21 protein-coding genes and 1 pseudogene are annotated in these 22,437 nt (G+C 56.9%); 12 read left to right on the forward strand and 10 right to left on the reverse strand.

Going from position 1 to position 22,437, the window contains the following annotated elements; translation table 11 throughout:
- Positions 1 to 41: 41 nt before the first annotated feature.
- The 7 genes from ACXAH8_RS21415 to ACXAH8_RS21445 form a co-directional block, all read right to left on the reverse strand.
- Positions 42 to 1,232: an L-dopachrome tautomerase-related protein gene (locus tag ACXAH8_RS21415; RefSeq protein ID WP_475220575.1), complete on the reverse strand. Its 1,191-nt coding sequence runs from the start codon at positions 1,230 to 1,232 to the stop codon at positions 42 to 44.
- Between the two features lie 70 nt (positions 1,233 to 1,302).
- Positions 1,303 to 1,953 carry an RraA family protein gene (locus ACXAH8_RS21420; RefSeq protein WP_475220576.1) on the reverse strand — a complete coding sequence of 217 codons (651 nt, stop codon included), beginning with the start codon at positions 1,951 to 1,953 and terminating at the stop codon, positions 1,303 to 1,305.
- Positions 1,950 to 2,609: a bifunctional 4-hydroxy-2-oxoglutarate aldolase/2-dehydro-3-deoxy-phosphogluconate aldolase gene (locus ACXAH8_RS21425; RefSeq protein WP_170474908.1), complete on the reverse strand. Its 660-nt coding sequence runs from the start codon at positions 2,607 to 2,609 to the stop codon at positions 1,950 to 1,952. The genes ACXAH8_RS21420 and ACXAH8_RS21425 overlap by 4 nt, the downstream gene beginning before the upstream one ends.
- On the reverse strand, positions 2,603 to 3,571 hold the full coding sequence (locus tag ACXAH8_RS21430) for a C-terminal binding protein (protein ID WP_170474905.1): 969 nt from the start codon (positions 3,569 to 3,571) through the stop codon (positions 2,603 to 2,605). The genes ACXAH8_RS21425 and ACXAH8_RS21430 overlap by 7 nt, the downstream gene beginning before the upstream one ends.
- Positions 3,572 to 3,592: 21 nt before the next feature.
- The gene (locus tag ACXAH8_RS21435; RefSeq protein WP_475220577.1) at positions 3,593 to 4,603 is read right to left on the reverse strand and encodes a DctP family TRAP transporter solute-binding subunit; all 1,011 of its coding nucleotides are present in this window, start codon (positions 4,601 to 4,603) and stop codon (positions 3,593 to 3,595) included.
- Between the two features lie 19 nt (positions 4,604 to 4,622).
- Positions 4,623 to 5,909, reverse strand: a complete 1,287-nt coding sequence (locus ACXAH8_RS21440; RefSeq protein ID WP_475220578.1) for a TRAP transporter large permease — start codon at positions 5,907 to 5,909, stop codon at positions 4,623 to 4,625.
- 3 nt (positions 5,910 to 5,912) lie between these two features.
- Positions 5,913 to 6,419: a TRAP transporter small permease gene (locus tag ACXAH8_RS21445; protein ID WP_475220579.1), complete on the reverse strand. Its 507-nt coding sequence runs from the start codon at positions 6,417 to 6,419 to the stop codon at positions 5,913 to 5,915.
- A gap of 124 nt (positions 6,420 to 6,543) precedes the next feature.
- Between ACXAH8_RS21445 and ACXAH8_RS21450 the strand changes: the two genes are divergently transcribed.
- On the forward strand, positions 6,544 to 7,218 hold the full coding sequence (locus ACXAH8_RS21450) for a GntR family transcriptional regulator (protein ID WP_419738836.1): 675 nt from the start codon (positions 6,544 to 6,546) through the stop codon (positions 7,216 to 7,218).
- 366 nt (positions 7,219 to 7,584) lie between these two features.
- Here the strand turns inward: ACXAH8_RS21450 and ACXAH8_RS21455 are convergent, their stop codons facing one another.
- Complete coding sequence (locus tag ACXAH8_RS21455; RefSeq protein WP_475220580.1) at positions 7,585 to 9,060, reverse strand: M81 family metallopeptidase; 1,476 nt, start codon at positions 9,058 to 9,060, stop codon at positions 7,585 to 7,587.
- 83 nt (positions 9,061 to 9,143) lie between these two features.
- Entirely contained in the window at positions 9,144 to 10,745 is a 1,602-nt protein-coding gene (locus ACXAH8_RS21460) for an ABC transporter substrate-binding protein (RefSeq protein ID WP_475220581.1), read from the reverse strand.
- A 97-nt stretch (positions 10,746 to 10,842) separates the two neighbouring features.
- Between ACXAH8_RS21460 and ACXAH8_RS21465 the strand changes: the two genes are divergently transcribed.
- From ACXAH8_RS21465 to ACXAH8_RS21475, 3 genes and pseudogenes are all read left to right on the forward strand, one after another.
- A complete protein-coding gene (locus tag ACXAH8_RS21465) occupies positions 10,843 to 11,661 on the forward strand; it encodes a helix-turn-helix domain-containing protein (RefSeq protein ID WP_475220582.1) in 819 nt (272 codons plus the stop codon).
- A gap of 125 nt (positions 11,662 to 11,786) precedes the next feature.
- Positions 11,787 to 12,404: pseudogene (locus tag ACXAH8_RS21470) on the forward strand (IS6 family transposase); the annotation flags it as partial.
- 54 nt (positions 12,405 to 12,458) lie between these two features.
- On the forward strand, positions 12,459 to 12,920 hold the full coding sequence (locus tag ACXAH8_RS21475; protein WP_475220607.1) for a LysR substrate-binding domain-containing protein: 462 nt from the start codon (positions 12,459 to 12,461) through the stop codon (positions 12,918 to 12,920).
- 313 nt (positions 12,921 to 13,233) lie between these two features.
- Here ACXAH8_RS21475 and ACXAH8_RS21480 read toward each other — a convergent pair whose 3' ends face one another.
- Complete coding sequence (locus ACXAH8_RS21480) at positions 13,234 to 14,163, reverse strand: LysR family transcriptional regulator (RefSeq protein ID WP_475220583.1); 930 nt, start codon at positions 14,161 to 14,163, stop codon at positions 13,234 to 13,236.
- A gap of 105 nt (positions 14,164 to 14,268) precedes the next feature.
- On the opposite strand from ACXAH8_RS21480, the gene ACXAH8_RS21485 reads away from it, so the two are divergent.
- Genes ACXAH8_RS21485 through ACXAH8_RS21520 form a run of 8 tightly spaced genes read left to right on the forward strand, consistent with a single transcriptional unit; the run spans position 14,269 to position 22,407 of the window.
- Positions 14,269 to 15,330, forward strand: a complete 1,062-nt coding sequence (locus ACXAH8_RS21485) for a maleylacetate reductase (protein ID WP_475220584.1) — start codon at positions 14,269 to 14,271, stop codon at positions 15,328 to 15,330.
- A gap of 25 nt (positions 15,331 to 15,355) precedes the next feature.
- Positions 15,356 to 16,630 (forward strand): ABC transporter substrate-binding protein, encoded by a 1,275-nt coding sequence (locus tag ACXAH8_RS21490; RefSeq protein WP_475220585.1) that lies wholly within the window; start codon positions 15,356 to 15,358, stop codon positions 16,628 to 16,630.
- Between the two features lie 49 nt (positions 16,631 to 16,679).
- Positions 16,680 to 17,399 (forward strand): ABC transporter ATP-binding protein, encoded by a 720-nt coding sequence (locus ACXAH8_RS21495; RefSeq protein ID WP_170637757.1) that lies wholly within the window; start codon positions 16,680 to 16,682, stop codon positions 17,397 to 17,399.
- The gene (locus tag ACXAH8_RS21500; RefSeq protein ID WP_475220586.1) at positions 17,399 to 18,109 is read left to right on the forward strand and encodes an ABC transporter ATP-binding protein; all 711 of its coding nucleotides are present in this window, start codon (positions 17,399 to 17,401) and stop codon (positions 18,107 to 18,109) included. The genes ACXAH8_RS21495 and ACXAH8_RS21500 overlap by 1 nt, the downstream gene beginning before the upstream one ends.
- Positions 18,106 to 18,969, forward strand: a complete 864-nt coding sequence (locus tag ACXAH8_RS21505) for a branched-chain amino acid ABC transporter permease (protein ID WP_170680886.1) — start codon at positions 18,106 to 18,108, stop codon at positions 18,967 to 18,969. Before ACXAH8_RS21500 ends, ACXAH8_RS21505 begins: the two co-directional genes overlap by 4 nt.
- Positions 18,969 to 20,036 (forward strand): branched-chain amino acid ABC transporter permease, encoded by a 1,068-nt coding sequence (locus tag ACXAH8_RS21510; RefSeq protein ID WP_475220587.1) that lies wholly within the window; start codon positions 18,969 to 18,971, stop codon positions 20,034 to 20,036. Before ACXAH8_RS21505 ends, ACXAH8_RS21510 begins: the two co-directional genes overlap by 1 nt.
- Before the next feature lie 3 nt (positions 20,037 to 20,039).
- Positions 20,040 to 20,621 carry a VOC family protein gene (locus tag ACXAH8_RS21515; protein WP_170690337.1) on the forward strand — a complete coding sequence of 194 codons (582 nt, stop codon included), beginning with the start codon at positions 20,040 to 20,042 and terminating at the stop codon, positions 20,619 to 20,621.
- A 28-nt stretch (positions 20,622 to 20,649) separates the two neighbouring features.
- A complete protein-coding gene (locus tag ACXAH8_RS21520; protein WP_475220588.1) occupies positions 20,650 to 22,407 on the forward strand; it encodes an FAD-dependent oxidoreductase in 1,758 nt (585 codons plus the stop codon).
- Positions 22,408 to 22,437: the final 30 nt, after the last annotated feature.

Here is a 22,437-nt window from a genome sequence, read left to right on the forward strand (position 1 = left end):
AAGGGCCAGCCCCGGTGGGCTGACCAAGGAGGTTGGGAGGGTTATTCGGTCGTATAGCTTTGGCCGACACCCGGAATCTTCCAGATACGGAAATTCGGGATTTCGGGGTCTTCAAAGTTCATGTCGCCATCGACCCAGATATGCAGGTGGTTCGAGACCACATACATCTCGCCATCCGGACCCCAGGCCAGCGTATCCGGCCAATTCATTTCCGGGTGGTGGACAAAACGGCTGACCTGACGGGTGGATTCATCGAATTTCATGATCCCGTCCAGCGACAGCGCGGTCATGTAGATGTTGCCTTCGTTGTCGGCCGTCATACCGTCGGTGTTGGAAGGCAGCACTGCGGCAACCTCAACCGCGTTTTCAATCACCGTCTCGTTGGTCTCGAAGTCCCGCAGGATTTCGGTCGGCAGGCTATACAGGTGATTGCCCGTCAGGTTGGTCCAGTAGAGCGTCTTCTTGTCACCTGACAGCGCGATACCGTCGGCACCGGTGCGCATGCCGCCATTCTTCAGCACAGGGCGGTCGTCGATGTTGAAGAAGAAATTCGGCTCATCATTGGTGAACCGGTGTTGGTCCAGAATGCGGCGCACGGAATTGGTGTTGCTGTCATAGACAATCAAGCCACCATGCAGCGGGTCACAGAAGATGCCACTATCGGCAATATAAGCAAAGCCGGTGTCGTTATCGACAGCCAGATCGTTCAGGAAAGAGCACTGACGATCTGCTTCTCCCGCCGTGAAGACATAGCGCTGGATTTCCTTGTTCTCTTTCAGATCCCACAAAACCAGCTTGGCGTCGCCATCTTCGAACGGAGGGCCTGCCACGTGGCCCTGATCCAGGATCCACATCACGTCATTGCGGTCGATCTCAAAACCCAGAACGGCTTTCAGGCCATCGGGGTTCGACATGCTGTTCATTTCTTCAGACGGAAACGCCTCGAGTTCCCAAGTGTCTCCGTTTTTGACCAGCTTGGAAACGGTTGAGGGTATCTCGGCCCCGCCCCAGCGTGCGGTGGACACATAGATGTTGCCTTGGCTGTCGACTTTGGCGCCCTGAACCAGTGCTTTGCCGTAGATCTCGCTCCCTTCCCAAGCGGATTTTGTCGCCTCATCCTTGACGGCATAGGGCAGAGTGTTCCATTCCGCGACCACCTCGAGCCCGTTCGCGAGCGTCGGGGTAGCCAGAACGGCGGTAAGGGCCACCGTGTTGAGCATTCGTTTCAGCATGTATTCCTCCCTTGCTGAGATCTGGTGTCCCGCAGGTTGTTGCGAGCAACCTGCGGGACGGATTGTTGTTTTAGATACGGCCGTATTTCGCCAGACCTTCGCGCAGCGAGCCGCTTTCAATGATCAGACGCGCCTGTTCGGCTTCGCGCTCATCAATCTCGCGTGCCATGTCCAAGATGGGTTCTGCATGTTCACGGGGGACCACAACCGCACCGTCGATATCTGCCACGATGATGTCGCCGGGGTGTACAATCACACCGCCCATGTCGACTTCTACATTCGAAGCCAGCGTACGAACGCGGCCCAGAGTGGTGCCCGGGTTAACGCAGCGGGAATAGACCGGGAAGTCATAGTCTCGCTTGATCTCGACCAGATCACGCACACCACCGTCCAGAACGGCACCTTCGTGTTTGTTGGCAACGGCTCCGGCGGTCATCAGACCACCCCACAGCGCCACATCGGTAGTGCCATTGGTCGAGATCACGATGACCGAACCAGCCTCGGATTCGTCGATGGCGTCCAGCGCGTGCTGCGGTGGCAGGAATTCATCGGTAGGTCCTTCCAAGATTGTCACGGCTGGACCGACGATCTTCCTTTCATTGATGCGCGGTTTGATCGCGGCGGGCAGAAATCCGGTCTTGCCGGACACCTTGTCCACAGCATCCGCGACGGATGCGGTGGCCACGTCGCGAAACCCGGCGACGAGTTCTTGGGTGTTCATGAGAGTATCCTCTTACGTTGGGAAGATTGAAAAGATGCGGCCGTGAGAGCCGCGTTGATTTGTGCGCGAGCCAAGTCGATGTGACCGGCCTCGAGCGCCTGGGCGGGCAGCAGATTTCCACCCATGCCAACGCAAAGCGCACCGGCGTTCAGATAGGTTTGCGCAGTGTCAGGAGACACGCCGCCAGTCGGCATCAGGGCGAGATTGGGAAACACGGATTTGACAGCCTTCAGGAAGCCGGGCCCTCCGGCAGCATCGGCCGGAAAAATCTTGATCACCGCAGCACCGTTTTCCGCATGATGGTGAACCTCGCCCGGTGTCATTGCTCCGGGCAGATAGGGCACTTTCGCAGCACCGGCTTCCCGCGCAGCAGCATCGCTCCAGCACGGAGAGACAACAAATTCGGCACCAGCGGCCAACACTGCGTCAGCCTGATCAGCGTCAAGAACCGTTCCGGCGCCGGTGTGAATTTCAGGATAGCGTTGGCACAGCTCAGCGATCAGAGCTGCGGCATCCGGAACCGTAGTGGTGATCTCCAACGCGCGGATTCCGGCCTCGGCCAGCAGGTCACAGGCCGTCAAAGCGATCTCGGGGTCGCTATGGCGGATCACCGGGACAATTTGCGCAGATCGCAAAGTGCTGACGAAATCTACCATTTGTTCACCCAGTGATCGGGTTGCTCGTGCTCAAGAACTCTCGCGACTTCACGCGCAGCGCAACGCTGCAGCACCGCAACCGAGCGTTCAGAGTACCAGGCAGCGTGGTCTGAGACGATGGTGTTGGGGCTATGCAAAAGGGGGTTGGTCGGATCGACCGGTTCCTGTTCGAACACGTCGATCCCTGCCCCGAAAATGCGGCCTTGGTGGAGGGCCTGAGCCAACGCGGCTTCGTCCACCAATCCGCCGCGCGACACGTTTATCACGATCGAGGTTGGCTTCATCTGTGCGATACGCTCAGCGTTCAGAATATGCCGTGTTTCGGGCGTGAGAGGAGCATGCAGACTGATGACGTCGGACGCCTTGCAGAGGTTGATCAAATCCACCTTTTGCACATCCGCCGCTTGGGCTGCGTCGTCGCTCAGATAGGGGTCGAAAACCAGAACCGAAGCGAACCCCAAGGCCCGGAACTTCCGTGCAGCTTGCAGGCCGATCTTGCCGCAGCCAATCAGCCCAAGGGTGGCGTTTTCACGGCTGGGGATCAACGCCGCCTGCCCTACTCCCCATTGACCCTGCCGCACTTCGGCATCCCGGGACGGAATGCGCCGCTGCACGGCCAAATACAGTGCCAGCGCATGTTCGCTGACTTCGGTTTCCGCACCATAGTCTGGTACATTCGCAACATAGATGCCGCGCGATTGCGCGTAGTCCAGATCGATATTGTCGACGCCCACCCCATAGCGGACGACGACTTTCAGGTTCGGGCAGGCATCGATCACAGCCGCATCCACAATGCGTTCCCGCACAAGGATGGCAACCGGATCGAGTGCCTGCAGGGCCGGGACCGCCTCGGTTTCCGGCCCGACCGGCGCGATCTGAACATCCTGCTCGGCCAACACCGAAGCCTCGGTGTCATAGGCGGCATAGCCGGGTTCAAGAATTGCGATGGTTTGGTGGGTCATGTGACGGTCCCTCGGCATGGGTTATTGCGCCTTGTAGGCTTCGACAGCGGCGTCGAGGCGATCGGGCCACTCCTCGCCAATCTCACCCACGATGTATTCGCGCACGGCAGGCTGCGCGGCTTCGCGGAACAGGGCCTTCTGCTCGGGGCTGACGGGGACCACTTCCATGCCTTTTTCCGACAGGATCGCGGTCGCATTCGCGTCCTGCGCGGCGGTCATGCCACGGTGGATCGTTTTCGAGATTTCGACGCATTGCTCGACGGCTTGCTTCTCGTCATCCGTCAGGCTTTCGAAGAACATGTCCGACATCAGATAGGCGTGCCAGCTGAACACATGGCCATCGAGCGAGACGTATTTCTGGTGCTGGTAAAGCGACGCGTTGACGATATTCGTCACGCCGTTTTCCTGGCCGTCCACAACGCCCTGCTGCAGAGCGCCGGGCAGTTCTGGCCACGGAACGGGTGTCGCCGATGCGCCGAGACTTTCGACGAGGGTCACCCAGACCGGCGCGGTCATTACGCGCATTTTCAGGCCTTCCATATCGGCAGGCTCGGCCACGGGCTTCACGTTGTTGGTGAAATTGCGCACCCCGTTGTCGGCCACGCCAAAGCTGCGGATGCCGGTTTTCGCCCGCATATCTTCGGCCAGCGCGTCACCGAATTCACCGTCCATCACCGCCCAGGCCATCGCCTGATCTTCGAACAGATAAGGCATCGCCAGAACAGAGAACGGTTTGTAGACAGCCGAGATTGGGCCGTCATGGATCGACGCCATCTGAACGGTGCCCAGCTGCAGCCCTTCCATGATCTCGGACCCGCCACCCAGTTGCGATGCCGGGAAGATCTGAACGTCGATCGAACCCGAGGTTTTGCCCTCGACGCAGGCTTCAAACGCCAACGCTGCGGCGTGTTTGGGCGAGCTCAGGTCAGCGGCTTGAAAATGTGCGTATTTCAGCTCTTTAGCCGAGGCCGCACTGGCGGCGGTCATTGCAATAACGGCTGTTGCCGTCATCAGTTTCGACATGGTTTTCATGAGGTTCCTCCCTTTCATGTCAGTTCGCAAATCCAAAGAAGTTGGGGATGAAGGTGCTGACGCCTGGCACAAGAATGACCAGAAGAAGCACTACGAGTTCAGCCAGCAGCAGCGGCAGAACCGCTTTTGACAGGCGTTCGATTTTCAATTGTCCGACCGTGGCGATCACGAACAGCACCGGACCAACCGGAGGGGTGATCATCCCGATAGTCAGGTTCAGCACCAACATCATCCCGAATTGAAGCGGGTCGATCCCCGCGGAATAGGCAATGGGACCTAGGATCGGAGTCAGGATGATCAGCGCGGGCAGCGTGTCGATAAAGAAGCCGCAGATCAGGGCAAAAGCCGCCAGAATGAACAGAATGCCCAGACGGTTGTCGGTGATCTGGGTGATCAGCTTGGCCAATTCCTGTGGAATTTGCAGGTAAGTCAGTAGCCAGGCAAAGATCGACGCCATCGCCACGATCAGGAAGACCGAGGACGTCACCACCGCAGCCCGCACAAAAGCGGCGTACAGAGCGCGGACCGTGAAGGCGCGCAGGATGAAACCAAGGAACAGAGCGTAGGCTGAGGCCACCGCGCCCGCCTCGGTGGGTGTGAACACACCGAAAAGGATACCGCCTAGAATGATTGCTGGCATGATCAGGGCCGGAATGGCCGACAGGGTTGCACCGCGCAATTCAACCATAGTGGCGCGATGTTCACGCCCGCGGTAGCCGTTGCGGGTGGACACGATATGGTTCGCAATGGCCAGCGCAACGCCCAGCATAACCCCAGGCACAATTCCGGCCAGAAACAGTCCCGCGACCGTCACTCCATTGGTTGAGATCGCAAAAATCACGGCCAGAATGGACGGCGGAATAATCGGACCGATGGTAGCCGTCGCCGCGGACAGGGCACCAGCATAGTTCTTCTCATACCCAGCCTCGCGCATCATCCGCATGACGATGGCAGAGGGCCCCGCGGCATCCGCCAGGGCAGAGCCGCTGATCCCCGCAAACAGCATCGACACAAGGATGTTCACATGCCCCAACCCACCACGCACATGTCCAACCAGAGCGTTGGCAAAGCGCAGCAATGCGTTTGTTAGCCCGCAGGCCGTCATCAGCTCGGACGCTAGAATGAAGAAAGGCACCGCCATCAGCGGGAAACTGTCGATCCCGGCGAACATGCGTTGGGTTGCGACAAGTGGGTTCAACGAACCGTCGATAGAAATCGCGGACAGGCCGGCGATTCCCATCGTGAAGGCAACGGGAACACCCAGAAACAGCGTCGCGAAGAACAGGATGATCAGGGTCTTTGCCACGGCTCAGACCTCTGCCTCATCACCCTTGGCGCTGAGACCGTGTTCAAACTCTTGGCTTACGAAACGTTTTGCGAAAAAGGTCAATTGGATCAGGAACAACGCGCACCCGATCGGGATGGCGAGATAGGGGATGCCGCGCGAAATGCCGGTGGACATGGTTTCCTTGTTCCAGCCGAATTCAACGAATTTGACGCCCAGCCACAGCATCGTCGCCATGAAGGCAAACATGACGAAGACAATGCCCCAGCGCAGCAGTCGGGCCAGAGCGTCGGGCAGCAAATCCGGAATTGTCGTGATCGCGACCAACCGACCCTCGCGCAAGGCAAGACCGGCACCGCAAAACGCGCCAAGGATCATCAGGTGTCTGGCGACCTCTTCAACCCAGGCCAGGGAGGTACCAAAACCGTACCGCCCCACCACATTGGCGAAGACGATTGCAAAGACCGTAGCCAGCGCCAAAGCCACCAGCGCCCGGTTCAACGCAACAATCCATGTTTCCAGAGTTTGCAAAGACGCCCCTCCCGATGCCGTCTCCTCGTGAGAATCGAAACTGGCATACAGTATGCCAATCTGTCAATACTAACACATTGTATGCTAGATATAGGCCTGCTACTGTCGAACTGAGGAGAGCGACATGAGCCCATTCAACAGACCGAAATCATTGACGGAATTGGTGACCGAAAACCTGCGCGAGCGGATCATCAAAGGCGAGTTCGAACTGGGTGAGCAACTGTCTGAAGCTCGAATCGCCAAAAATCTTGAGGTCAGCCGCACCCCGGTGCGAGAGGCAATCAATCGGCTTGAGATGGAAGGCCTGCTGGTCGTCGAACCGCAAAGAGGCTCATTCGTGTTCAACCTGGAGCCCGAAGAACTGGCAAAACTTTGCGATGCACGAGTCTGCCTTGAAACGACCGCTTTGACCTCGGCCATGCAGGCGAACCCGCAGGCGCTTCATGCCGCGCTTGAAAAATGCGTTAATCGGATGACAGCGGCCCGTGAGGCCGCGGATGATGCAGAATACCTTTATCTGGATACTCTATTTCACCAATGCCTCTTCGACTGCGCAGACAACCGGTTTCTTAATGACGCTTATCAAACGATTGCATTGAAAATGGCAGCGTTGCGCAGCCGGTTGGGGCATCACCCTGATCACATGGCTAAATCCTATCGGGAGCACATTGAGTTGCTTCAGTGCGTCCGGGATGGTGACGTTCCACAAGCTTTAGAAGTGCTGAAACTCCATATCGACAGGAAAGAAGGCTCCTATTGGAGCGATGCGACGCAGCCCGAGGGAACAGGTTCGGAATAGCGTTCAATGAATCGTTTGACCGGCGATGCCCAACCACGTGAGAACCTCAGCGACGCCGGGGCCATTTTGCCAGATGGTTCTCGCTTGAAAGCGCAGCGCATTCTGGCCAGCTGAAGAGCTGTCGGACATCCTCTCACCTTTACCTCAACCCCGCGTGTTGGCATCACCGAGATCACACCCCCGCAGAGGTCAGCGCCTCAACGGCCAAAGCTTAGCTCATCAAGCTAAACAGACGGCGCGAGAGTAACGGACATGAATAGTCCAAAACGGGTTTTATCTGGCGTGGCCCCAATCCCACGCCATAGCACCGGATGCTGAGTATGTTTGCGATTGGGTTCCGACCGCTAGACCTTTTGGTTGAAACCGCTATCCGGCATCCACAAGGCTTTCATCTAAAAATGGCTGCGCAACCGCAGGCCAGAAAGGCAGTTTTCGCTTGGTGAGCGCGAGGTCGTGGAACGCAGGCTGTGTTCCGCCAGGGCTGGCAACCTGCAGGATGTGATCCGAAATTTGGCTGAACGGGCCGTAGAAATGGAACAGGGATTTCACCGCCACCACCGATTTCTCTGCCAGTCGGATGCCGATCTGCTCGAAGGCTTCAGGATGGTAAACCTGAACGCGAAGATCATTGACCAACAAGTCGATTTCTCCATCCAGGCGGAGCCAGACCACGGTGCCCATGGGTTCAAGACCTGTGCCGAGATGCTGACCCAGGCCCGTCTCGATATTCATAACTCTTGCAGTCAGGTCGATCGGATCCCCTGAAACCACACCGGTTTTTCCGCCAAGCCGAAGCTTCAATCTGCTTCCTATACCCGCATCCTGACAAATCCGCACTACTCCGGGATCCCAGAACAGACCACTGGCAAAATGTGTCATTCCACACTCCAGCATGGCTTTCAGCAAGTGGGTGGCGTCGCCCGGCGCTCCTCCGCCTGAATTGTCACCCATGTCCGCAAGAACGCATAGACCGGACCGTGTAGCAATTTGATCCAGCGCCTCGGAGATCGGTAGATACCGCGTGGTCACCTCGTTGCGCAAATCAAAGAAGCGCCACCCCAACTCCTCAGCCAGTTGCGCGGCCAGTTGTGCTTGGCCATCTGCAATAACAAGCATCCGCGCGCCGACATCTTCGACGTCAGCCCAGGGAAAACCGTGACTCAATGAAACTGATAACACACCGAGTCTGGTTTGAGCTTCGGCCATCTCGGCTACAAAATCCTTCATAGCCCCGGTTTTAGTCAGATAGAGGTTCATCATACGGGTATCAAAAAACGCCATCTTGGGCGCGATCTCACCCGCATTTGCCCGCTTTGCCAGATCAAACAGTTCGGACGCGCAGGCCGTTGCATCGTCATGCGGGTATTCTCTGAAATGCACGATCAGATCGCTGGCGTTCAGCATCTTCTTTGTCAGATGAGAATGCAGGTCCAGCGAAACACCGATCGTTGCCTCCGGGCACTGTTCGCGGACGCGAGCCAGAATATCGCCCTCGCAATCCTCAATATGCTCAGCCACCATCGCGCCGTGCAGTTGCAGCAGGATGATATCTGCACCACCGCACTCCGCGAGATCAGACAGAATCTCGCCGCTCAATGCGTCATAACAGCTGCGCGTGGTCGGTCCGGCGGGTTCGGCTATGGCGGTCAGGCTTTCGACAACCTGCCAGCCCAGAGCTTCGGCCTTTTCACGCCACAGATGCAGTGCCTCCGTCATAAGGTTTGGAGGCTCTTGTGTCGCCGTACCATGCCGCAGGAAATAGTCCTCAAAACCCGACATCGCAGTCGGCATCGTGCAAAACGTGTTCGTCTCTGTAGATAGTGTTGCAATGAAAAGTTTCATAAATTCTCTGTTCCCAACACGTCAGAGGACGGCTGCGCGAGCCATCCTCTGATCTTTGGCGATGCTATCATATTTCACCAGAGTTATTCGGCTTTCCACCAACGCTCCATAAAGCTGCTTCCATCCAGATCCAGATTCGAACCGAATTTTTCGGGCGTGCCAACGCTTGGGCGCGTTGCAAAAACGTATGACGCAAACATCGGGATCGCGACACCGCCCTGATTGGCGACAATATCCTGCATCTCGCCATACATCTGGCGACGTTTTTCGGTGTCCAGTTCAGCCCGAGCCTCCACCAGAATCTTGTCGAATTTCTCATGCGACCAGAGAGATTCGTTCCAAGCGACACCGGATTGGAACGCCAATGAGAACATGAGATCCTCGACCGGTCGCCCGGCCCAATAGCTGGCGCACCAAGGCTTCTTGGTCCAGACCTCGGACCAATAACCATCGTTGGGCTCTCGTTTGACAGAAACGTTGATCCCGCATTTCGCGGCCGAGTTCGAAATCAGCGTCGCTGCGTCCACCGCGCCAGGGAAAGCAGCGTCAGAGGACGAAAGTTCGACATTCAGCGACTCCAGACCAGCCTGTTTCAGATAGTATTTTGCCTTGTCCGGATCGAAAGTCTTTTGTTCAAGCTCAGCATTGAAATACTTCTGACCGGACCCGATTGGATGATCATTGCCGACCTCGCCGTAACCCAGCAGAATCTTGTCCACCAGCTCTTGCCGGTCGATGCCCCATTTGATCGCCTGACGTACATTGTTGTCGTCAAACGGCGCGGCATTGGTCAGCATCGGGAAGGAGTAGTGCTGCGTACCGGCAACCGAATGCAGCGTAACATTTGGATCACGCGAGACAAATTTGGCCGTCTTGGGATCAACCTTATCGGCAATGTCGACCGACCCCGCCGACAGCGCCGCCATCCGTGCGGTCGTATCCAGCAGCACCAGAAGCTTCCATTCGTCCACATGCGCGACATCAGGGTTCCAGTGGTTCCCGTGACGGGCCAAATCCGCCGAAATCCCTGGCTGGAAATCCTTCAACTGATAGGCTCCGCAACCGATACCGGATTGCCAGTCAATGCTGTCACCGTCTGCCGGCAGAATAGCAAAACGGTAGTCACTGAGGATGGCCGGGAAATCTGCGTTACCGCCCTCAAGCTCGAAAACGATGGTGTTTGGCCCGTCCGCACGCAGTTCCTTCACACCCGCCAACAGCGGCGCCCCAGTCGAGGTTGACCTTTCTCCGCGGTGAAAATTGATCGAGGCAATCACATCCTCAACTGTCACTGTGCGACCATTGTGGAATTCGACCCCGCCGCGTATCTCGAAGGTCCAGACCGAAGCGTCCGGCGAGGCCTCCCATGATTTTGCAAGCGACGGCTGCACGTTGCTGTCCGCGTCGATCGTAGTCAGGAAACTGTTCATGCCCAGGCTCAACGGAATCAGGAAACCCGCTGATATCTGCCCCGGGTTGAGTTGCTCAGTCGTCCCGCCATGACCAATCCCGGCAATCATGCTGCCGCCCTTTTGGGGCGTGGCCGCAAAAGCGCGATCCGCCAAAAGCGTTGCTGCACCGACAGTCATGCCGGTTGCCAAAACACCGCGCATGAACTGGCGGCGATCCACCTGACGCAATTGCAGACGCCGTTCCATCTGCCGCACGTATTGAAATTTATCCATTGCTTGAACTTCCCTGAGCATTCTTCTGTTGCCCGGAAGATCACGCACCAATTTGAGCTAAACAATAACGCTAAATTATGCTTTCTTTAGCGAGTTTATGCTAGCCAAGGCCCAACCACCGATGCACCAGAATTTAGCTGCAAACCTCCGCCACCTTTGTGCGGATTACCCGTCAGTGGCGGCTGTTTGCAGACAGATTGGCATCAACCATCAACAATTCGCCAAGTACCTCAACGGCAGCAGCATGCCCTCGCCAAACAACTTGCGCCGCATTAGCCGGTTCTTCGACGTGGGCGAACATATCTTGCTGGGAGATCATGCAGAGCTGCGGCGCCACACCACCCAACTCGCCAAAACCGAGGCGGATCGGCGACGAGACCCTCTGATTGATGTGTTCCCAGGTGATCTTCAACGGCTGCGGCCATTTCTCGGATCTTATCAAGTGTTCTTTCGCGCACCGAACGATCCAACCAAAGCCATTGTCAACGTTGCCTTTTTGGATGAGCGGAACGGGACGGTTTACAGCCGTGTTGTCGAAGCCTTAAGCGAAGGAAAGTCATCGACGCGCCGCTGGACAAGATGTGATGGCAAAGCCGCCTTCCGCGCGGGGCAGGTTTTTGTTGTCGATTCCGAACGCGGTCCAGACGCGCCTCTCAGCCTGTACATTCTGAACAAACCCCATCGCGACAAGTCAAAGCTATTGTTCGGCACGATGTCTTATCTCGCTTCCTTGTCCGGCCGAACGCCAACCTCTTCTCCTGTTGTCTGGAAAAAAGCTGAAAACTACCGCTCAGTTCGAGAGCTTTTTTCGAAAAGCGGAATCGTCGATTTAAGAAGCACCAAACTGGATATGAGGATTCGGCAACACCTTCTCGGTGCGCCCACAGACTCTGGTGCGAAGATTATTACTGAGTAGCAGATCCGCAGGATACCTGCGTATGAGGGTCGGTGCCCAATTGTTTCTGCTGGTGGGGGTGGATCACGTCTCAATAGCGAGATCGGTAAACATGTCTGATCTTACCTTTTTTGCACGTCGTGTAATTCTATCTGCGGTATACGGTGTCCTATCGCGTCCTCGAAGAGATCATAGCTGAACGCGGCGTGCGGATGGACCATGCCGCTTTCGACAGGTGAATTGTTAAGTATTCGCCGATGATCGCAGTGCCCACCCAATTGAAGATGAGACCAACGCTTAGCTCCCTGCGCATGGTCGAGGTATATGCCCGTGTTCGCGGCAAATGGATGTACCTCTATCGGGCCGCCGACAACGTGGAAAATACTCTCGATCTCATGTTGTCTGAACAGAAGAACCGCCCACCGGCAGCAAGGTTCCTTACCAAAGCGCAGTCTTCCAATGGAATCCCAGACAAGATCGTGATCGACAAAAGTGGAGCGAACCCGGCAGGCATTCGAAAAGTGAACAAAATCTTCAATCGGTTTAGCTGCTCAGCCAGAACCCAAACAGTCATGTACAAGTACTTGAACAACCTGATCGAGCAGGATCGTTGCGTTATCAAGCGTCGCGTACGGCTCATTTGCACGTTCAGATCCACCTCGGCTGCACTGGACGGTATTGAGATCGCCTAAATGATCCGGAAGCTGCAATTCTCTAGCATCACGGCGGCTGGCTTTCGGCTATTTGCCGAGATCACAGGATAGGTGTGCCCAGTAAACCGTTAATTCCGGCTGTCCCGAAAGTTTGCGACACATCCCATTCCAAGGCCTGATCATCCGCGCGACCTGAACCCAGACTTTCTGATGTCATACAGCGCGCAAGGCCGCGCTGAAACTTGGGATTTCTCTCATGCAGGTAGCAACGTTTCAATTCAAGCAGGCCAAAAGATAATCTCCAACAATGGAGACTTCCTCTACGCTCTTGCGGTCGCGGGAGACGGCATATGTGTTCTACCGGATTTCATTGCTGACAAGGGATTGGCTGGCGGGCAAGTCGAGCAGGTGATGCCAAGCTGGTCTATCACGTCGTTATGGTTGACGCTGTACTACCCCCCGTACGAACAACTCCCTCCGATCATCGGAACGTTTGCCGAATACTTTGAAAAATTTATTCAAGACCACCCGAACCTGGAAACAAACGTTCAAAGCTATTTGGGCTGCAAATCAGCCCTGGTTTTCCCGAAGGCAATTCAGATCAAACGAAGCTTTCTACGAGAGTAAGAAACGGTGTTGTTGAGTCGTTTATAAAGCAAAGGTCAAATTCGTCTGACGCCCGACAAGAAATGTAAGGCGTCGCCGACTACTGCCTCAATAGAACTCCAAAACCTCACCAAATCGGTAATTCTCGTCATTCAATTCTGACCCAAACGTCAAGCATCTCTGACCTAAAAACATCGAAAAATACAGAAATCCACTAAACCCAAAAGGATTCCTGAGGCCGCACGCATTGAACAACATCCGTCTAAAACTTCGTGCGGGCTTCACAAAGCAACTCAATCTCTCGTATTTTATCAGGCGAGGCCGGTCAGAGAGATCATCCCGCGCTACAAATCAACCGATCAAGCATTTCGAACTTCTGCTTAATGAACTCAAGCACGCGCTCCGACGAAGCAGGCATGCTTCGGACGCTTAGTGTAACGCATCCCAAGTGCCGGTCGGGATCACCGATTTTTATCGGAAGTGCTGCCAAAGTTTTTTGCCTTTGCATCATGAAGACCACCGAAAAAGGCAAAACGGTTAGAGAGTCTGAACCCGTCAGAACGTTCACAACCGCACTCAAAGACCCACCTGTGAAACTGATTTTGAGGTCTCGCATACCGATACCGTCCAGCGTGTTTCGCAAGTCACGAAAAAGCGGGCTATTTGCAGGTGGCGCGATCCAGGAAAACTCAGTGATGTCTTCAAGCTTCACCTCTTTTTTGCGCACCAATGGGTGCCCAACACGGCACGCAATGACGTTTCGACCAGGCAGGATTTGACGAAACTCGTACTCATCAGACACGTCTGCTGGGCGCATAGGAAGAATGGCCAAGTCCAGAGTTTCAGCGGACAATTGGGACAAAAGTTCAGTGGGGTATCCATAGGATTGGTCGATCCGAATATTGGGGTACTCGGCCTGAAACTCTGCAATCACGTTCGAGATGACACCGTCCATGAAGATCGGCGTACCCGCAACCCGCACCGCACCAGCAATGCCCTGACGGTGTTCGTCCACAACTCGACTTGCATGGCGACCCGCGCTTAGGATTCTTTGACCTTCCTGAGCAAGCGCAAGACCTAGCTCTGTAGGTTGCAAAGGTCTTCGGGTCGGCAGGAATAGGGGCTCTCCCACCCTGTCCTCCAAGAGAGAAACGCTTCTGGAGACACTGGGTTGAGATTTCCCAAGTAAAGCAGCGCCTTCGGTCAACCCTCCGGCCTCGACAATAGCCGCGAGAATCTCAAGATGTCTTGGATCAAGCTTCATAACCCAAAGTTATATTGATGGTCGATAATTCGATCAAGAGTGCTGTCTTTGCCTGCTAGCTTTCCCTCCAGACCCGCAATCCATCGCTTGTCAGGAACCCGCCCAATGGCTCTGAGCACCAACAGCATCAATGGTCAGAAAGTCCGGTTCGGCGCAGGTTTGCGCAACGACATCTGCGCGGAGTTGGCGGAGCTGGGATCGAACAAGGCGCTGATCCTATCGACGCCTCAGCAAGTCGATATGGCAATGGAGCTTGCGACAACCGTTGGGGATCGTGCTGCAGGCGTGTTCACTCGGGCAACAATGCACACTCCGGTCGGCGTGACCGAAGAAGCGGTTGAACACGCTTTGTCAGTCAATGCCGATAGCATTGTCTCTATCGGTGGAGGTTCGACGATTGGCTTAGGCAAGGCGATTGCCCTTCGGACCGGTTTGCCACAAATCGCCATCCCGACCACATATGCCGGCAGCGAGGCCACCCCAATCTTGGGTCAGACTCAGGATGGCATCAAAACCACCCTTACAGACCCAAAGGTTCTGCCCCGCGTCATCCTGTACGATCCCGAACTTGTGGCGTCATTGCCGTCCGCGATGACCGTGACCAGCGCCTTGAATGCCATGGCTCATGCTGCCGAGGCACTTTATGCCAAGGATCGCACGGATCAGACCACGGAATTGGCTATCGGCGGCTTGAAGGCGTTTGCGGAAGGTCTGCCGACCGTTGTGGCAAACCCCGGCGACCTGAAAGCCAGAGAAGAAACGCAGCGCGGTGCATGGGCCTGCGGCACTGTGCTTGGTCTGGTCGGAATGGCGTTGCATCACAAGCTTTGCCATACGCTGGGCGGGTCCTTCAATCTGCCGCACGCGGAAACCCACGCAGTCGTTCTGCCCCATGCCATCGCCTACAACGCGGCGGGTGTGCCGGAGCTTCTGGCACCCGTGTCAGAAATTCTCGGCGGTTCTGAGCCCGGCCAGGCGCTTTGGGATTTTTCCAAATCCATGGGCGCACCAATGGCTCTTAGAGACTTTGGCCTGTCAGAGGCCGATCTGAACCGCGCAACCGAAATCGCACTCAAGAACCCGTATTGGAACCCACAGCCGGTCACTGCTGATGGGCTGCGGACGCTTCTTCGAAACGCGTGGGCAGGCAACGCCCCAAGCGTTTGACTTCACCGTGTCAAGGGAGGGACACATGATCACACGACGCAAATTGCTGCAATCCAGCGCTGCAACCGGCCTCAGCCTAGCCGCCGGCACGCTCGCTGCGCCCGCTATCGCTCAGGGCGCCAAGATCAAGCTGGGCTATGTCAGCCCGCAATCAGGTCCTCTGGCCGCCTTTTCTGAGGCCGACAAGTTTATTCTCGACAATTTCGCCGCATCTGAGGCCGGTGCGAATTTCGAAGTCATCGTCAAGGACAGCCAGTCGAACCCGAACCGGGCAGCAGACGTGGCGGGCGAGTTGATCGTGGATGATGAGATCGACCTCATGCTGGTCGCTTCAACACCCGAAACGACCAACCCGGTTGCCTCGACCTGTGAGGCCGAGGAAGTGCCGTGTATTTCCACTGTTGCCCCATGGCAGCCGTGGTTCATCGGCCAGCAGGGCAATCCCGGTGATCCAGCCAGCTGGGAGCCGTTCTACTACGCCTATCACTTCTTCTGGGGTCTTGAGGACGTTATCTCAGTCTTCACGGCGATGTGGGGCCAATTGGAGACCAACAAGCAGGTCGGTGCATTGTTCCCGAATGACGGTGATGGCAATGCCTGGGGCGATCCGAATGTAGGTTTCCCGCCGGTTCTATCCGAGTTGGGATATAGCCTGACAGATCCCGGACGGTACCAAAACCTGACCGACGATTTCTCGGCGCAGATCAATGCGTTTCGTCAGGCGAATGTTGAAATTGTAACCGGCGTGCCGATCCCGCCTGACTTCACCACCTTCTGGAGCCAAGCCAAGCAGCAAGGCTTCACCCCTAAGGCGGCGAGCATCGGCAAGGCGATCCTGTTCCCGCAGGCCGTCGAAGCTTTGGGCAACGCAGGCAACAACCTGAGTTCCGAGGTGTGGTGGTCGCCCACGCATCCGTTCTCGTCGTCGCTCACCGGCGCAAGTTCAGCTGAATTGGCGCAGGGTTACATGGCCGCCACTAGCCGCCAATGGACCCAGCCCATCGGCTTTGTGCACGCACTGTTTGAAATGGCTGCGAACGTCATGGGACGTGTTGATGACGCAGGTGATGGCGATGCCGTAGCCGAGGCTATAGCTGCCACGCAGTTGGATTCCATTGTTGGCCGGATCGCCTTTGATGGTGCGGGCTTGCCACCCTTCGCTGCGCAGAACGTTGCGAAAACGCCCTTGGTCGGAGGGCAGTGGAGGCTGCTCGAAAATGGCAGCTACGACCTTGTGATCGTCGACAACTCTTCAGCACCCGAAATTCCGACTGCAGGTGTGATGGAAGAAATCTCCTGATCGCAACGAAACCAGCGCCCCGGACCCTGTCCGGGGCAGGAACACCGGTATGACCATTCTTTCGCTCAAAAACGTCTCAAAAAGCTTCGGTGCGCTCACCGTCACTGACGATGTCAGTTTTGATGTCGCGCAGGGGCAGGCCCTTGGGATCATTGGTCCGAATGGGGCGGGCAAGTCGACGCTGTTCAATCTGATAACGGGCAATCTGACCTCAGATGCGGGATCGATCCATTTCGACGGGGCTGACGTGACGCGCGTGCCGCCGATGCAGCGCTGCTTGTCGGGTATTGGGCGCTCGTTCCAGATCCCTCAGCCGTTTGATCATCTAACGGTGTTCGAAAATCTGCTTGTGGCCGCGACGCATGGGCAGAGCAAATCCGAACAGGAGGTCGAACAGGACTGCGCCCGCATTCTCGAGAAAACGGAACTGTTGGATGTGGCCAATGACACGGCCGGTGGATTGCGGCTGTTGCAACGCAAGCGGTTGGAGTTGGCCCGCGCGATGGCAACCAATCCAAAGCTGTTGCTGCTGGACGAAATCGCCGGAGGTCTGACCGACGCTGAATGCACCGCGCTGATCAACACGATCAAGGGGCTGCACAGCAGCGGTGTGACGATCATCTGGATCGAACATGTCCTGCATGCGCTCACCTCAGTCGTTGAACGGCTGCTGGTTCTGGATTTCGGCAAGGTCATCGGCCTCGGCGACCCGGATGAGATCATGAACAGCCGGGAAGTCAAAGAAATCTATCTGGGGATCGAAGTCTGATGAGCCTGCTAGAGACCCACGGGCTGACCGCCCACTATGGCGATTTCCAAGCCCTGTTCGGCGTGGATGTCCATCTGGACGAAGGTGAAACCGTTGCCATCATCGGGGCAAACGGGGCCGGGAAATCGACCCTCATGCGATCAATCTCGGGCGTTCTGACCAACGGGTCCGACCAAGTGCGATTTGATGGCCAACCCATCGGAGACCTTGCGGCGGATGAAATCATGGCGCGCGGAGTGGCCATGGTGCCCGAGGGGCGTCGGCTGTTTCCTTCCCTAAGCGTCGAGGAAAACTTGCTGATCGGCACCTATGGCCGCAAGGTATCTGGCCATTGGTCTTTGCAAACAATCTACGAGCTGTTCCCGATTCTGAAAGAGCGCCGCAACCACCCCGGCACTGCCCTGTCCGGCGGGCAACAGCAGATGGTGGCCATTGGCCGTGCCCTCATGAGCAACCCGCGTGTTTTGCTATGTGACGAGATCAGCCTTGGTCTCGCGCCAGTGGTCATCAAAGACATCTACGATGCCGTCCCCCGCATTCAGGAGGCCGGAGCCAGCCTGATCGTGGTGGAGCAGGACATTGGTCAAGCGATGAAAGTCGCAGACCGCGTCTATTGCATGATGGAGGGCCGCGTCACGCTGGAAGGCACCGCCGAGACGCTCAGCCGTGAAGCCATTCACGACGCCTATTTCGGAGGAGCCGCCGCATGATCTGGATCGACACCATCATTCAGGGCGTTCTGTTGGGCGGGCTCTATGCGCTGTTCGCGGCAGGCCTGAGCCTTGTGTTCGGGATAATGCGTTTGGTCAATTTGGCCCATGGCGATCTCATCGTCTTTGCGGCCTATCTGATCCTTCTACTGGTTTCGCTGCTTGGTCTCTCTCCGTTTCTGGCCGCAATCATTGCTGCGCCGATCATGTTTGGTGTGGGTTGGGCTTTGCAGAGACATGTGCTGAACCGCGTGCTGGGGCCTGATATCCTGCCGCCTTTGCTTGTGACATTCGGTCTGTCGGTTGTTTTGCAGAATGCTCTGCTCGAAGGGTTCTCAGCCGATAGCCAACGTTTGCCTGCGGGTGAGATTGCTACGGCTTCCGTTCAGATGGGCGGGTTGAACTTGGGTGTTCTGCCGTTGCTGACCTTTGCCTCAGCAATCCTTGTCATCGTCGGTCTGAACCAGCTTTTCTATCGCACGGAATTGGGGCGGGCGTTCCGCGCGACCTCGGATGATGCGGTGACAGCGGGTCTGATGGGTATCCGTCCAGAACGTATCTTCGCCACTGCGACAGCCATCGCAATGCTCGTAGTGACCTTGGCGGCGCTGTATCTGGGAATGCGGGCGAATTTTGACCCGAATATCGGCCCAGCGCGCCTGATCTACGCTTTTGAGGCTGTGATCATTGGTGGCCTCGGCAGTCTGTGGGGCACGCTAATCGGGGGCATCATCATCGGCGTCGCTCAGACTGTCGGCGCAGCAATCAACCCCGAATGGCAAATCCTGGCCGGTCACCTGGCGTTTCTCATCGTGCTTCTGATCAAACCCAGAGGCCTGTTTCCAAGGGCGGTGGACTGATGACTGATACCTCTATGTACCGCGTCCAGACTCAGACCCGTGCGTCCTACAGCGCCGGAGCCGTCTGCGTCGCCCTGATCATCCTGTTCATCCTGCTGCCGACCTTTGCCAGCCGAGGATTGATTCAAGACCTGTTCTTCATCTTCACCATGCTTGTTCTGGCGCAGTTCTGGAACTTGCTGGCGGGGTATGGTGGGCTAGTGTCCGTCGGCCAGCAAGCCTTCGTCGGCATGGGGGCATACGCCATGTTCGGCGGTGTCATCCTTTGGGGTATGGACCCGGTTGCGGCGATCCTGCTGGGCGGCGTTGCGGCCCTGATCGTAGCCATACCCACAGCCTTCTTCGCCTTCCGCTTGCAAGGTGCCTATTTCGCCATCGGAACGTGGGTCATCGCCGAGGTCATGCGCCTGCTGGTGGCACAATGGAAAGTGCTCGGCGGCGGCACTGGAACCTCTCTGCCGCGCACCGCAACACGTGAGATGTGGGCCACCGAATGGATCCAGACAACGTTTGATGTTCGCGGAGCGGCAGCGCGCGATATCCTGACCTACTGGCTGGCCTTGGCGCTGGTGATTGCAACGATTGCGGGCATCTACTGGCTGCTCAGAACAAAGCGCGGGCTGGCACTGGCTGCGGTACGCGACAATGTCGAAGCTGCGAAATCCGTCGGCGTGGATGCGGTGCGGATGAAGTGGTTGGTCTACCTTGTATCAGCCGCGGGAACGGGACTGACGGGCGCTCTGATTTACGTTCAGAAACTGCGGATTTCACCGGATGCGGCGTTCTCGGTCACCGACTGGACGGCTTACGTGATTTTCATCGTCGTGATCGGAGGCATAGGCACCATCGAAGGCCCGATTCTGGGCGTGCTGATCTTCTTTATCCTGCAAAGCCTGCTCGCTGACTACGGCTCCTGGTACCTCATGGTGCTCGGGCTGATCGGGATCGCCGTCATGCTCTTCGCCCCGCGCGGCATCTGGGGCCTGATCTCTGAGAAAACCGGACTTCAAATATTCCCCGTGCGCCGTCGTCTGGTGATTGGCGCGCAACCGAACAAGGAGGATTGATCCATGAAAACACTCGCATTGACGGTCGCAGTCACAGCGTTGGGAACTGGCGCATTTGCGGGCAGCTCCCTGCCGGGAATGACGGGCACAGACCACGTGGGATTTACAGTCCCGAGTGTCGATGAGGCCGTTACCTTCTTTCAGGACGTCATCGGTTGCAATGTGTTCTACCCGTTGGGACCCTTTTCGGGGGGTGACAGCACTTGGATGGCAGACCATCTGAACGTGGACGCCAAGGCCGAGATCCCGACGATGCGGCTGGTACGCTGTGGCAACGGCGCCAATTTCGAAATCTTCGAATACACCGCACCGGATCAGGATACGAAACTGCCGCGCAACTCGGATATCGGCGGGCATCACATCGCGTTCTACACCACCGATATGGACGGTGCCGTCAGCTATTTGCAGGACAAGGGTATTGAGGTTCTGGGCAACCCGACAACCATGACCGACGGCCCAAGCGCTGGCGAGACCTGGGTCTATTTCCTCGCCCCCTGGGGCATGCAGCTGGAACTGGTCAGCTACCCGGACGGCAAAGCCTATGAGGCCGAATATGACGGCCGCCTCTGGGATCCGCGGTCCTGAGAAATTCAAAGAACAAGGGAGAGAGCTTATGGCCACCATCACAACGGATGTCCTGATCATCGGGACCGGCCCGGCGGGGTCTGCAACGGCGGCTTTGCTGTCGAGCTATGGCGTCGAGAACATGGTCATCAACCGCTATCGCTGGCTGGCCAACACGCCGCGCGCGCATATCACCAATCAGCGCACCATGGAGGTTCTGCGCGACCTTGGTCATGAGGTCGAGGCCGAAGCCTATATGCATGCCGCGCATCAGGATCTGATGGGTGAAAACGTGTTCTGCGAAAGCCTCGCCGGTGAGGAAATCGGGCGGATGAAAAGCTGGGGCAATCATCCTCTGTCTAAGGCCGAGCACCTGCTGTCCAGCCCGACGATGATGAACGACCTGCCGCAAACATTCATGGAACCGATCCTGTTTGGCACCGCTTGTCGCCGCGGCACGCAAGCGCGCATGAGCACTGAATACTTACGTCATGAGCAGGACGCAGATGGTGTGACGACGACGTGTTTGGATCGATTGTCGGGCGAAGAAATCACGATCCGTTCAAAATACCTGGTCGGTGCGGATGGGGGCAATTCTCTGGTCGCCGAACATGCCGGTCTGCCATTCGAAGGTCAGATGGGCGTCGGCGGATCGATGAACATCCTGTTCCGTGCGGACCTCAGTAAATACGTCGCGCATCGGCCCTCGGTTCTCTACTGGGTGATGCAACCGGGTGCGAATGTCGGTGGCATCGGCATGGGTCTGGTCCGCATGGTCCGCCCATGGAACGAATGGCTCATCGTTTGGGGCTACGACATCAACCAACCAGCCCCCGAGGTGGACGAGGCCATGGCCACTCAGGTTGCACGGCAATTGGTTGGCGACCCCGAGCTTGAGATCGAACTGATCAGCGCCAACACCTGGACCGTCAACAATATGTACGCAACCCATATGCAAAAGGATCGCGTGTTCATAATGGGTGACGCGGCACACCGACACCCGCCGTCAAACGGGCTGGGGTCGAACACGTCGATACAGGACAGTTTCAACTTGGCTTGGAAACTGGCGGCTGTCCTGAAAGGCCATGCCGGAGAGGACCTGCTGGACAGCTACAGCGAAGAACGCGCGCCCGTGGCAAAGCAGATCGTCACACGGGCCAATCAATCCATCGGTGAATTCGGTCCCATCTTTGAATCGCTCGGAATGGCCGAAGGCGTCGACCCAGAGGTCATGCAAAGCAATCTAGAGGCTCGCACAGGATCAACGCCTGAAGCTGCGGCACAAAGACAGGCCATTCGCGAGGCGATTGCTTTCAAGAAATATGAGTTCGATGCGCATGGCGTTGAAATGAACCAGCGCTACGACTCCTGTGCGATTGAAACGGATGGTCAACCCAATCCCGGTTTTGATCAGGATGCTGAGCTGCACTACCAGCCAACGACTTGGCCCGGCGCGCGTATTCCACATGTCTGGGTGTTTGATCATGATACGGGAAACAAGCATTCAACTCTGGATTTGTGCGGTCGTGGGGAATTCACCGTGCTAACCGGAATTGGTGGCGAGGCTTGGGTCGCCGCTGCTGAGACCGCCTCGAAAGAGCTAGGCATGCCCATTCGCTGTCACGTCATCGGCCCGCGCCAGACCTATGTCGACCACACCGGGGATTGGGCGCGCGCGTCAGAGATTTCGGATACGGGCTGCTTGTTGGTCCGTCCCGATCAACACGTGGCGTGGCGCTCAGCCGATATGGCTGCGGATGCCGAAGCCGAACTGCGTCGCGCGCTGACCACAGTCCTTTCGCGATGAGCCAATCTGGAGCAAACTTACACAAGTCAG

Source organism: Ruegeria sp. ABV3_008 (assembly GCF_056161185.1).

Excerpts from the sequence above, each read along its gene's own strand:
- ACXAH8_RS21520 (WP_475220588.1), top strand. The coding sequence starts at position 20,650 with ATGGCCACCATCACAACGGATGTCCTGATCATCGGGACCGGCCCGGCG.
- ACXAH8_RS21430 (WP_170474905.1), bottom strand. The coding sequence starts at position 3,571 with ATGACCCACCAAACCATCGCAATTCTTGAACCCGGCTATGCCGCCTAT.
- ACXAH8_RS21450 (WP_419738836.1), top strand. The coding sequence starts at position 6,544 with ATGAGCCCATTCAACAGACCGAAATCATTGACGGAATTGGTGACCGAA.
- ACXAH8_RS21500 (WP_475220586.1), top strand. The coding sequence starts at position 17,399 with ATGAGCCTGCTAGAGACCCACGGGCTGACCGCCCACTATGGCGATTTC.
- ACXAH8_RS21495 (WP_170637757.1), top strand. The coding sequence starts at position 16,680 with ATGACCATTCTTTCGCTCAAAAACGTCTCAAAAAGCTTCGGTGCGCTC.
- ACXAH8_RS21420 (WP_475220576.1), bottom strand. The coding sequence starts at position 1,953 with ATGAACACCCAAGAACTCGTCGCCGGGTTTCGCGACGTGGCCACCGCA.
- ACXAH8_RS21485 (WP_475220584.1), top strand. The coding sequence starts at position 14,269 with ATGGCTCTGAGCACCAACAGCATCAATGGTCAGAAAGTCCGGTTCGGC.
- ACXAH8_RS21480 (WP_475220583.1), bottom strand. The coding sequence starts at position 14,163 with ATGAAGCTTGATCCAAGACATCTTGAGATTCTCGCGGCTATTGTCGAG.
- ACXAH8_RS21465 (WP_475220582.1), top strand. The coding sequence starts at position 10,843 with ATGCTAGCCAAGGCCCAACCACCGATGCACCAGAATTTAGCTGCAAAC.
- ACXAH8_RS21510 (WP_475220587.1), top strand. The coding sequence starts at position 18,969 with ATGACTGATACCTCTATGTACCGCGTCCAGACTCAGACCCGTGCGTCC.
- ACXAH8_RS21460 (WP_475220581.1), bottom strand. The coding sequence starts at position 10,745 with ATGGATAAATTTCAATACGTGCGGCAGATGGAACGGCGTCTGCAATTG.
- ACXAH8_RS21455 (WP_475220580.1), bottom strand. The coding sequence starts at position 9,060 with ATGAAACTTTTCATTGCAACACTATCTACAGAGACGAACACGTTTTGC.
- ACXAH8_RS21415 (WP_475220575.1), bottom strand. The coding sequence starts at position 1,232 with ATGCTGAAACGAATGCTCAACACGGTGGCCCTTACCGCCGTTCTGGCT.
- ACXAH8_RS21490 (WP_475220585.1), top strand. The coding sequence starts at position 15,356 with ATGATCACACGACGCAAATTGCTGCAATCCAGCGCTGCAACCGGCCTC.
- ACXAH8_RS21425 (WP_170474908.1), bottom strand. The coding sequence starts at position 2,609 with ATGGTAGATTTCGTCAGCACTTTGCGATCTGCGCAAATTGTCCCGGTG.
- ACXAH8_RS21515 (WP_170690337.1), top strand. The coding sequence starts at position 20,040 with ATGAAAACACTCGCATTGACGGTCGCAGTCACAGCGTTGGGAACTGGC.
- ACXAH8_RS21435 (WP_475220577.1), bottom strand. The coding sequence starts at position 4,603 with ATGAAAACCATGTCGAAACTGATGACGGCAACAGCCGTTATTGCAATG.
- ACXAH8_RS21505 (WP_170680886.1), top strand. The coding sequence starts at position 18,106 with ATGATCTGGATCGACACCATCATTCAGGGCGTTCTGTTGGGCGGGCTC.